The following is a 10,547-nucleotide window of genomic DNA, read 5'->3' as shown; positions in this document are numbered from 1 at the left end:
ACCATCAACGACAATGCGGCACTGACCTGGTCGCTCGGGTCGGCGGCGGCGTCAAGCGCTGCGCTCGCCGGCACCATGGTCAATGTGCTGGCTTCGACCGGACGTACGCTGGACGGTGCCGGTGCTGCACTGTCGACCGCTTCGACCGCCGATGTAGCGGCGGCTTTGACGCTCGATGGCACAGTGACGCCGGCCGACCTCTATCTCAACCTTGCCCTCGCCGCCGGCACCGATATCGACGCCGACGGCATGCTGGCCGTTACCGGAACGATCACGCTGCTGTGGGAGAATTGGGGCGATAACGCGTAGCGTTAATCTCCCCCCTTGAGGGGAGATGTCGCCAAAGGCGACAGAGGTGCGACCGGGCCCGACCTCAGCGACAGATGGAGGTTTGCGCTCCACGCGTTGGTACCCCCCTCTGGCCTGCCGGCCATCTCCCCACAAGGGGGAGATACTGGGCCCCACCATCGGCTCCTATCATCAGCCTTTAACCTCAACAAAGGAACATCTCATGACAGATCTGGCAGACGCCGGGTCCGTGGTGGCTTCGCCACCGGCGGGCAACCTTGCACGGCCACCGGCCAACGGGGACAACGGGTCCGCCCCGCCGGCCGACAAGAGTTGGTTTGACGATCTTTCCGAAGGTAACCGCAAGCTCGCTGAAACCAAGGGCTGGACCCAGCCTGAAAGCCTCGATCGGGTTTTCACATCCTATGCGGAGCTGGAACGGCAGCAGGGCGAGAGCCTGCGCATTCCCGCAGCGGACGCACCTGGGGAAGACTGGGACAGGTTCCATGCCCGGTTGCCTGAGGCGATGCGCCCGCTGACATCGCCCGACAAGGTCGAGTACAGGCGCCCCGACGGGCTTCCCGAAGACTTCGCCTATTCGGACGAGCTCGCCAACGCGTCCAAGGCCTGGGCGGTCGAGGCCGGCGCCACCCCGAAGGTGGCGCAGGCCTATCACGACCGCTTCGTCGGCTACATGGCCGAGCAGGCCAAGGTGCAGCAGATCGCCCTTGCCCGTTCGGTCGAGGCCACTCACGATGACTTGGTCAGGGATTGGGGACCGACCGACAGCGACGGCTTTCGTAGGAGACTGGAGGTCGCCAACCGGGCGATGAAGAAGCTCGGCCTGGTCGATGCCTACAAGGCGAAGGGCATCCTTCTGCCTGACGGCGCCTTGACCGATCCGCACATCGCCAAGGCGTTCCACGCCATCGGCGAGGCGATGTTCAGGGAAGACACGATCGACGGCGGCGCGGCTTTGATCGGAGGCAATCCGTTCAAGCGCAACGCCGCCGGCGAACGCAACCTGACTGAGATCTCGGCCCTCGTCAGAAGCGATCCCGTTCGCGCCCGCCGGCTGGCACGCGAGGCCGGCGAAAACCCCGACCTGTGGATACCCAACAACCCTCTTTGAAGTGGGGTAGCCGCATCCGAATGCCCCCTCAGCCGGCCGCTTCGCGGCCACCTTCTCCCCATGAGAAGAAGAGGCTGGCGCCGACGGCGCAGGTCTCCTTTCCCCGCCGGGGGAGGTCAGCCGAGCGAAGCGGAGGCTGGGTGAGGGGCGCAACCGCCAATCAAACCTGAAGGAAGACCAAAATGGCAGACGTCTATACCCGTGTCGCGGACGCGATCGTTCCGTCCGTCTATGCACAATACTCGTTCGAGGAGCATGTCCAGTCGCTCGAGATCTACCAGGCCGGGATCCTGTTTTCCGACCCGGCCATCGCTTCGAAGCTCTCCATGGGCGGGCGTTCCGTCGACATGCCCGGCTGGAAGGATCTCGGCAACGATCCGTCCGAGCCGGTCAATGACGATCCGGCCGATTCGATCGAGTTGAAGAAGATCGGCGCGCGCCGCGAGGTCGCCGCCCGCAATGTCCGCGCCCAGGCCTGGGGCATTCCGGACCTGACCAGCATCCTCGCCGGCGACGACCCGCAGAAGCTGATCGTGCGCCGCCAGACCGACTACTGGCAGCGCGCCAACAAGCTGACGCTGCTCGGCATCCTGAAAGGGGTGCTGGCCGACAACATCGCCAACGATGCCGGCGACCTGGTCCGCGTCACCGGCGCTTCGATCGTCGACACCGACATCATCGAGGCCGCCTATCTGATGGGCGACCGCGCCGACAAGTTCAAGACGATCTGGATGCACTCCAAGCAGATGAAGGCGTTGAAGCTCGCCGACCTCATCGACTATGTGCCGCCGTCCGAGCAGGGCGGGCCGCTGATCCCCTATTACATGGGGCTCAGGGCCGTCGTCGACGACGACATCCCGGTGGCGGCGGGCGTCTACACGGCGTTCATGTTCAAGGACAAGGCAATCCTGTGGAACGAGCTGCCGGTCAACACCGAAGGCGGGCCGCTGGAGTTCGACCGCAAGCCGCGCCAGGGCCATGGCGGCGGCGTCACCGAAATGGTCGGCCGCAGGCATTTCGTCCCGCATGTGCCCGGCACCCGCTTCCTCGACGCCTCCTCGGCCGGCGAATTCGCCACCGACGCCGAGCTGGCGCTGGCGGCGAACTGGGACCGCACCGCGTCGAGCGTCAAGAACATGACGTTCATCGCGCTGAAGACGACCGAGGCCTGATCGGACCGGAAGAGGCGGGGGTAAAAGAACTCCCGCCCTTTCTGGACGCTAGTGGTCGAAATCTAACGCTTGGTTCCGGGGCCGTAAGCCCGCTCAGGGTGGAAAGCGGACGCTAGAATGTGCTTTTTGGCAAAGCGCTCAGTGCGCGCGTGACGCAAGGTGAATTTCAAGCGGCTTTGAGATGAGGCCTTTATCAACGATGGCTTCAAGCGTCTGCTTCGTCAGACTGATATTGTCATATTGCTGCGGAACCGACAGAATTAACCCTCCCTCTGCGGGCGTGGTATAAAACACTACATAGCCTTTCGCCTCACCGGCGAGCGGGAAGGCGATAGTATTGATTTCAGTATCCATTACTCGCTTGCCAAAAAAAATAATTGGCACGATTATTCTGCTGACGTAATTCAAACTCCTGATGCTGGAGAACAGAGTATATACGTTTGTTCTCCGGTGACTCAGGGTCGTTGCTGCATCCAGAGAATGGGATAATTGCGAACATCAACACTGAAAGGGCCTTCCAACTAGTGTAGATCATATCAAATTCCTGCTTTCCATGGGTATTTGCCCTAGATGTCCGAAATGGGTCGGCAGCGGTATTCCGTTTCGGGTACCAAGCGTCAGGTTTTGACCGCTAGGTCGCCAATGTGGCGAATCCCAAGTTCACCCGCTGCGCTGCACCAGAGTGAAACAAGACTTGGGTTCGCAACATATTCATGTTGCCCTTTAACCAATCGCCGTCACCAAATGGTTACAGAAATGGACGATGCTGCTTTGTCTTGGCAAGGAGGGTAACCATGAACATGACATACAAGGCAGTTCAGCGAGTGCTCCGAAAAGCGGGCATCGTCATAAGCAAAAAGGGCGAAGTTCACCGCATAAACTTCTTCAGCGGTCTGGAAAACACCGCCTACTATACGACAAGTCTTCAGGAGGCCCTCGATCGGGGTTTGGGGATGGCGAGAGGTGCCGGAAGGCTGCAAGCAAGCGCCGTTGCCAAGTCGGCCGAAACAGGGCGGCCGACGAGCGCACGCGTCGGCTGATGCCGCAGGAATTCGGGCCGCAAGTGATCGCCGCGTTGCGCGGCGATATCGTGAAACTGCACAGCCACGATATTATCGTCTTTTCCTCGCTCGAATGGGCACAGGGGACCGATAACGCCGCGACGCTACCCGCTTTCTGACGGGTGGTGGTTGCACCCGTGTGACGGGTTCCACGCACGAGACGTGCGAACGTTTCGCTCAAGCAAAAATCACCAGCGGTTCATCGTTTCACGGAAACGCCGAACCGCTCTATCTCTTTGTTTTTGCGCAATTCCGGACGGAAAACCGTTCACACTTTTCCTGGAATTGCTCCAAATCCTCAGCCGCTACGAAGCGGCTTTTTGCCGTGGACCCATGCCTGCTTTTTCCGATCCACACAGACAGAGCCTAAAATCATGGCCATCACCCCGCTCGACATCGCCAACATGGCGCTTGGCGTCCTCGACGAGGCGCCGATCGACAGCCTTGATCAGGACGTGAAACCGGCCCGCCTGCTCAATCTGCATTTCGACCTGACCCGCGAGGCAGAGCTGACGAAACACGCCTGGGTGTTCGCGATCCTGGCGGCCGCCGTCGCCGGGTCCGATACCGGCAGTGGCGCGGGCACGCTGAACTTTGCCTATGAATTGCCGGTGGACTGCCTGCGGCCTTTGCCGCTGACCGATAATGGCGAGCCGGATGGCGTGCCGATCGCGTGGCGCCAGGAGGCCGGGCTGATCTATTGCGACCGGTCGGGGCCGCGTCTCATTCGCTACGTCGCCAACCTCACCGATCCGAACGACTGGGACGCGCTGTTCACCGAAGTGCTGGTTGCAGCGCTCGCCATCAAGATCGCGCATCCGCTGACCCACAAGGCGGGCATGATCGACATCGCCCGCGGTGCTTATGACCGGGCGCTCGACGCGGCATTCCAGTCCAACGCCATCCAGCGTGGCGGCAGGCTTTCGACGTCGTCCTGGGCGATCCAGCGCGGCGACAACCGGTTTGTGCGCTGATGACGCTCTATCCAGTCCAGGACACATTCGTGCGTGGCGAGATCTCGCCGCGGCTACACGCCCGCGCGTCGCTCGATCTTTATCGGGCGGCGCTTTCCAAATGCGAAAACTTCGTCACGTTGCCGCATGGCGGCATCCGCAAGCGCGGCGGGACATACTTCGTTGGCGAGGTGAAGACTTCGGCCAAGAGGACGCGCGGCATACCGTTCATCTTCTCGGCAGACCAGGCCTACATGCTTGAGTTCGGCGACCTCTACATCCGCGTCTACGCCTATGGAGCCCGCGTCGGCACGGTGGAAGTGGCGACACCCTATCGCGAAGCCGATCTGTTCGACCTGCAATTCGTCCAATCCGCCGACCAGATGTGGATCACCCACAGGGACTACCTTCCGCAGGTTCTCACCCGCACGGCGCACACCATATGGACGCTGGCCGAGTTCGTCTTTCTCGACGGCCCCTATGACGACATCAACACAAGCGCGACCACCATGGCGCCTGCCGAGACCGGCGCCGTCCATCCCCTTATGACCAACAACACCGCTCCAAGCGGCACTGCTGCCGACAGCAGCGGGTCCGCCGACGCCTACAAGGTGTTTGACCGGGACAATGGGTCGAACCTTTCGTTCGGCACGACGACCGGCTACTTGTCCTATGACTTCGCCGGTACAGCGACCAAGGTTTGTGACGGCTACTGGCTTCGGGCAAACTCCACTGGTGGTACAAAGGCACCCATCGCGTGGGATTTCCAGGGCTTCGACGGCACGAACTGGATCTCGCTTGACAGCCGGACAGCAGAAACCGGGTGGTCGCGCAGCGAAGTGCGCTTCTTCGAATTTCAGAATGAGACTGCCTACCAGTCCTATCGGTTGAATATCTCAGGCTCGGAGGACGACGCCAATCTTACGATCGCGGAAATGGGATGGCATGAGGATGGCGATACACAGACGCCATTCGATCTCGCGGCGTCCTCGATCGTCGGCATCAACGACGGCACCGGTTTTCAGACCAGCGATGTTGGCCGTACCATTCGTTTGCTCGGCTCGGATGCTGTCTGGCGCTGGGCGCGTATCACGAGCCGCACCAGCGCTACTGTGGTCAAAGTCAGGTTGTATGGGCATGCGCTTCCCGATCTCAGCCCGATCGCCCGCTGGCGTCTCGGCACCTTCGTTCCCGGCAAGTACGTCGAGAGCGGTTCGCTGTACGAGGAGCGGTTAGCCTTCAGCCGAAAATTCTCCGTCTACGCATCCGCAACCGGCGACTTCGACAATTTCGCACTCGGGGAAAAGGACGACGATGCTCTTGAATTTATCCAGGCCGGCGGCGGGCAGGCCAATGACATTACGTGGATCTCCGATTCGGATGGTGCCCTGCTGATCGGAACGCTTGGCGGGGTCCGCGCACTATCGGGTTCCGGCATCGACGAAGCGCTGACCCCTTCTTCCTTCAAGAACCGTCGGTCTCGCACGTTTGGCTGCGCCAAGGTCCGTCCGGTGGATGCCGGGCAGTCGTTCCTTTACGTGACGCGCTCCCGCAAATCGATCGCCGAACTTGCCCAGAGCGCCACCGGCCGCTTCACGTCGGATGATGTCGGACAGATTTCCGAGCACATTCCAAAAAAGGGTGTCGTTGAACTGGCGTTCCAGACCGATCCCGATCCGCTGCTGTGGTTCCCGCTGGATAACGGAGAACTTGGCGGCTACACGCACCAGCCTTCGCAGGAAGTCCGCGGCATGCACCGGCATCGCATCGCCGGCTCGTTCTCAGGTTCGGCATGGGGCATCGTTGAAAGCGCCGTGGTCACGCCGGGACAGGACGGCAATGATGATCTCTGGCTGTTCGTCAAGCGCACCATCGGCGGAGTCACCAAGCGCTATATCGAAATCAAGACCATTCCGTTCGAATATGGCGAGATCGCCGACGCGTTCGAAGTCGATTGCGGCCTGACCTACACCGGCGCGGCAGTTACAACAGCAGGCGGCGCAATACATCTCGCCGGCCTGATTGTGGACGTGCTTGCGGACGGGAAGGTCTACCGCGGCCTGACGGTCAGCGGTGCTGGCAATGTCACACTCCCGGTTGGTTCGCCCGCCGCTGCTAAATGGCAGGTCGGGCTTCCATACGAGGCCGGCGCCGATACGCTTGAGCTTGATGTCGGCGGCACGGACGGGTCGGTTGTCGGACGCCGAAAGAAGGTGGCGGCGGTGATCCTGTCCTTGCTGGAGACCGACACAACCGGGCTGGAAATCACGTCGTCGATGCGCGGCCGGTGGGAGCCGGTCCGTATCCCCTCGATCGTTTCGCCCAATGGCATGGCCAATCTGTTCACCGGCAATGTCGAGGTGCCGATCGAGGACAGCTGGGAAGGCCAGGGCAGAGTGAAGATCCGCCATGTCAATCCGACGCCCTGCACCATCCGGGCGTTCACGCCGGTGTTCGACGCCGAGCCGTAGTTGAAACCGCCGATCTCCCCCCTTGGCACGTCCTGACGCAGCCTCCTATCGCGGTCAGAGGATGCCGGCGCTTCACGCGAGGCGACCCCCTCTGGCCTGCCGGCTATCTCCCCCAAGGGGGAGATCAGCGGCATCGCCGTTTTCCATCACCCTCCTAAAAGGACTTTCCTGTGACCCCAATCCCCGATGACAAGCGCCGCGCCGCCGCCGCGCAAAGTGAAGCCTGCGTCGACATCGCAGCACTTGCCGACGAGATCAGCGCAAACGCCGCTTCCCTCGACGAGCGCTGGCGCATGGCCCAGTGGCTGATAGAACAGCTGCGCCAGCAATTGTTCGACGCCGATGCCTTGCGCCGCGCCGTCGCCAGCGCCAACAGCCAGTTCGACGCCGCCGGCGTTGCCGACCTCAAGGTCGACCTGACCGCCATCCGGCGCGCCGCCATAGCTGGACCACGAGCGGCAGCACCCGCTCGTCTCAGCGCGTCGGCGATCCAGGCCGACAAGATGCTTCTGTCCCTCCTCAGCCCCGGCGGCGCGCTCGATCCGCGCCCTGCGCTCGGCGCGCCGGTTGGAGGCACCACAGCTAGATTTTCGCTTCGGGGCCGAGGCCGCGGCTGACCATGTGCACACTTGCCCTTATCGGCCTTTCGGTTGGCGGCGCGCTGGTCGAGGGCCAGCAGTCGAGGCAGATGGCCGACTATCAGGCCAAGGCCTATGAACTGCAGGCGCGGGCCGACGCGCAAGCCGCGGCCTTCGAACAGGGCCAGGAACGCCACAAACAGGACCTCTTGCTGTCGCAGGCGCGCGCCCAGGCCGGCGCCTCGGGCGTCGCCATGGCAGGCTCGCCGACCGAGGTGCTGGCGGCCAATGCAAGGCAGGGCGAGCTCGACATCAAGGCGATCCAGTACGGCTCGCAGCTGCGCCAGAACAATCTGACCACGCAGGCCGCGATCTCGCGTTTTTCCGGCAAGCAGGCGGCGCCGGCCTCGATCTTTAGGGCAGGCGGCAACCTCGTGTCCGGCCTTTCCGGCATCTACGACCCGAGCAAGGCCGTGACGTTCGGCAAGAGCGCCTTTCCGCCGGCGCCGGGCGGAGGGCTTTACTGATGGCGACCATCCCCCTCCAGCTTGCCCAGCGCCGGCTCGATACCGGCAGCGTGGTTTCCTATCCCGATGGCTCGCCGATCGGCGCCGCCATGCAGGGTTTTGGCGACGAGCTCTCGGCGGTCGCCGAGCGGTTCCGGCAGCAGAGGCAGCAGCAGGACGCCTTCGACGCCGAGGTCATCGGCCGCGAGTTGAACGGGCAGATCGCCCAGGCCGAAAACGAGGCGATCCGGAATGCGCCGGCCGACGGTCGCGGCCTGCATGACAGGATGTATGGCCAGGTCGACCCGCGCACCGGCCAGGTGATCAAATCAGGCCTGTTCGACACGCTCTTCGACGGCACCCTGCCGAAAGTGCCGGAGAGCGAACGCGCCAACTTCATCAGGAAAAAAGAGGCTTTAAGGCTGGCCGGCTCGGCACGCATGGCCGCACAACAATATGCGCGCCGCCAGGACTATGAGCAGGCCGAATGGTCCAAGGCGCAGGACTCCTACACGAGCGCCATCGCGCAGAGCGATCCGGACGACACCGCAGCGTTCGAGGCGATCCGGCAGAGCGGGTTCGACTTCATCGCCAAGATGGGGAACCCGGTCGCCAGGCAAGCGGCCGAAACTGCCTGGCGCAGCAACACGGCAAAAGCACTCGCCCAGGCGATGATCGCCAAAGATCCGGGCCGCTCTGTTGAGCTGCTTGGCGCCGAGCCTGCCGCGAAGGCCACCATCGGCGCGATCAACGGTGAAACCACCGGCGCTGAAGGCGGCACCGATCTGTCGGCGAAAAACCTGAATTCGCCCACTTCGGGCGATGACCGCCTTGCTGATCTCAGGCCCGACGATAGGGCTGCGCTCGCCCGGCTGGCCGGCGCCTCGGTGGCGCAAAACTGAGGTCCGCAACCAGGCGGCCGCGCTAGATTTTCTCTTTACCTGCCCCTGTTGCATTGGCCGCAGGCTTTTTCATGGGAAAACCCAAAGTTCCTGAAATCGCCGCTGGCAATGCACGCAGGTATGTGGTCGTTTCCAGGGCAATAAGAGCGACGGCGGCCTTTCTTACAACACAGGCTTGTGGTTCTGGATTTGAAATTCCCAAGCGCTGATGCGATCTTTGGAACGGAAATCCACCTGTCCCATGCAGGCTTTTCAGATAAAGGACTGACTCTGTCTTGTTGCGTTTAAACTCTTTTCCGATGCTGGCAAGGATCGTTTTTCTGATCACCCTGGCAGTCGTTCTCCTGCTCACTCTTCTGCCGGTGCGGTTCTTGCCGGATCTCGGCATGGCCGTCACGCTTCACGATGACAAGCTCCAACACGCCATCGCCTTCGCGGTGCTGGCGGCCCTGGGAAGCCTCGGCTGGCCGGGACACAAGGCAAGGCTGGTTGTTCTTCTCGCCTTTACCGGCGCGGCGATCGAGGTTCTTCAGGGCTCCCAACTGATAGGGCGCGATCTGGATGGGTTCGACTGGGTTGCCGACTGCGCCGGCATGGCGTTGGGGCTGACAATCGCCGGCTGGACCAAGAGGCGCGTTGGGGGGCGCGTTGTCGGATTGCTATAGGCCGCAACGGTTTTGGGCGCCCTTTTTCTTTTGAGGCCGGAGCCGCGCCTCTTCCGCGCCCCGCAGATGTGTCATGGACCGCGCGTCCCCTAAGCGCACGCTGAAATCATAGAGCATTTTCAAGCCTCGCTTTCGCGGGGCTTTTTCATGGAGAAGCCTGATGGCTCGACCTGCAACTGCCGCCGTTCGACTTCTGACCGGCGAACGCGAACCCGTGCGCCTGGCCACCACGGTCAGCATTCTCCTTCATGGCCTGCAGATCATTGACGGCGTGCCGTGCGAGGTTGGCGACCGCGTGCTGGTCAAGGACCAGGCTGACCAAAGACAGAACGGCATCTACACGGCGAGCGAGGGCGAATGGTTCCGCGCTGCCGACGCCCGCACCGCCCGCGCGATGCAAAAGGGGACGACGGTTCACACCCAGGTCGGGTCGGCCAATGCCGGTCGAGTGTTTGAATTTATGGCAGACGAGCCGGCGGTGGGCAGCGATGCCATCACCATTGTTCCTTTCGTGCCGCCTGACGTTGCGGAGGTGGTCGATGAGGTCGAGGCGCTGCGCGATGAAACGCAGGTGCTAAAGGATGCCACTGGCGCCAGTGCCGGGCAGGCAGCCGCCAGCGCCGCCAGCTCCGCCGCGAATGCAGGGCTGACCGCCGCCGATGTCGTCACGACCGCCGCCAATCTGGCAGGCGCCCAGGCGGCGCGCGACGCGTCTCTGTATGGCAAGGGCATCTTTCCGACCATCGCGGCGGCGATCGGCCTTGGCGTCATCGGCAGCGGTGCGATTACGGCGGGCTCCGGCGGGAACCACGGCACCCT

At 62.6% G+C, this 10,547-nt stretch carries 11 protein-coding genes and 2 pseudogenes; 11 read left to right on the top strand and 2 right to left on the bottom strand.

Annotated elements, in window-relative coordinates; all coding sequences use genetic code 11:
• The 3 genes and pseudogenes from EOA85_RS17080 to EOA85_RS17070 all read left to right on the top strand — a co-directional run.
• Positions 1 to 309: pseudogene (locus tag EOA85_RS17080) on the top strand (hypothetical protein); the annotation flags it as partial.
• Between the two features lie 202 nt (positions 310 to 511).
• On the top strand, positions 512 to 1,420 hold the full coding sequence (locus tag EOA85_RS17075) for a hypothetical protein (RefSeq protein WP_127210503.1): 909 nt from the start codon (positions 512 to 514) through the stop codon (positions 1,418 to 1,420).
• Positions 1,421 to 1,602: 182 nt separating this feature from the next.
• Complete coding sequence (locus EOA85_RS17070) at positions 1,603 to 2,592, top strand: Coat protein (protein WP_127210502.1); 990 nt, start codon at positions 1,603 to 1,605, stop codon at positions 2,590 to 2,592.
• Between the two features lie 138 nt (positions 2,593 to 2,730).
• On the opposite strand, the gene EOA85_RS17065 is transcribed toward EOA85_RS17070, so the two are convergent.
• Positions 2,731 to 2,976, bottom strand: coding sequence for a hypothetical protein (locus EOA85_RS17065; protein ID WP_127210501.1), 246 nt, complete (start codon positions 2,974 to 2,976; stop codon positions 2,731 to 2,733).
• A 655-nt stretch (positions 2,977 to 3,631) separates the two neighbouring features.
• Between EOA85_RS17065 and EOA85_RS37505 the strand changes: the two genes are divergently transcribed.
• From EOA85_RS37505 to EOA85_RS17035, 6 genes are all read left to right on the top strand, one after another.
• A complete protein-coding gene (locus tag EOA85_RS37505) occupies positions 3,632 to 3,772 on the top strand; it encodes a hypothetical protein (RefSeq protein WP_164759705.1) in 141 nt (46 codons plus the stop codon).
• A gap of 255 nt (positions 3,773 to 4,027) precedes the next feature.
• Positions 4,028 to 4,627, top strand: coding sequence for a hypothetical protein (locus tag EOA85_RS17055; RefSeq protein ID WP_127210500.1), 600 nt, complete (start codon positions 4,028 to 4,030; stop codon positions 4,625 to 4,627).
• Positions 4,627 to 7,077 (top strand): hypothetical protein, encoded by a 2,451-nt coding sequence (locus tag EOA85_RS17050; RefSeq protein ID WP_245485830.1) that lies wholly within the window; start codon positions 4,627 to 4,629, stop codon positions 7,075 to 7,077. The genes EOA85_RS17055 and EOA85_RS17050 overlap by 1 nt, the downstream gene beginning before the upstream one ends.
• A 170-nt stretch (positions 7,078 to 7,247) precedes the next feature.
• Positions 7,248 to 7,694 (top strand): hypothetical protein, encoded by a 447-nt coding sequence (locus EOA85_RS17045; RefSeq protein WP_127210498.1) that lies wholly within the window; start codon positions 7,248 to 7,250, stop codon positions 7,692 to 7,694.
• A gap of 2 nt (positions 7,695 to 7,696) precedes the next feature.
• Entirely contained in the window at positions 7,697 to 8,182 is a 486-nt protein-coding gene (locus tag EOA85_RS17040; RefSeq protein WP_127210497.1) for a hypothetical protein, read from the top strand.
• The gene (locus EOA85_RS17035) at positions 8,182 to 9,063 is read left to right on the top strand and encodes a hypothetical protein (protein WP_206523312.1); all 882 of its coding nucleotides are present in this window, start codon (positions 8,182 to 8,184) and stop codon (positions 9,061 to 9,063) included. The genes EOA85_RS17040 and EOA85_RS17035 overlap by 1 nt, the downstream gene beginning before the upstream one ends.
• Positions 9,064 to 9,085: 22 nt before the next feature.
• Here EOA85_RS17035 and EOA85_RS17030 read toward each other — a convergent pair whose 3' ends face one another.
• On the bottom strand, positions 9,086 to 9,391 hold the full coding sequence (locus EOA85_RS17030; protein ID WP_127210496.1) for a hypothetical protein: 306 nt from the start codon (positions 9,389 to 9,391) through the stop codon (positions 9,086 to 9,088).
• Between the two features lie 58 nt (positions 9,392 to 9,449).
• Between EOA85_RS17030 and EOA85_RS17025 the strand changes: the two genes are divergently transcribed.
• A complete protein-coding gene (locus tag EOA85_RS17025; RefSeq protein ID WP_245485829.1) occupies positions 9,450 to 9,728 on the top strand; it encodes a hypothetical protein in 279 nt (92 codons plus the stop codon).
• 160 nt (positions 9,729 to 9,888) lie between these two features.
• A pseudogene (locus EOA85_RS17020) lies at positions 9,889 to 10,547 on the top strand (hypothetical protein); the annotation flags it as partial.

The sequence above is a fragment of the Mesorhizobium sp. M5C.F.Ca.IN.020.29.1.1 genome, from assembly GCF_003997375.1.
Lineage (GTDB): Bacteria > Pseudomonadota > Alphaproteobacteria > Rhizobiales > Rhizobiaceae > Mesorhizobium > Mesorhizobium wenxiniae.
This window is presented reverse-complemented; position numbering and strand designations above follow the sequence as displayed.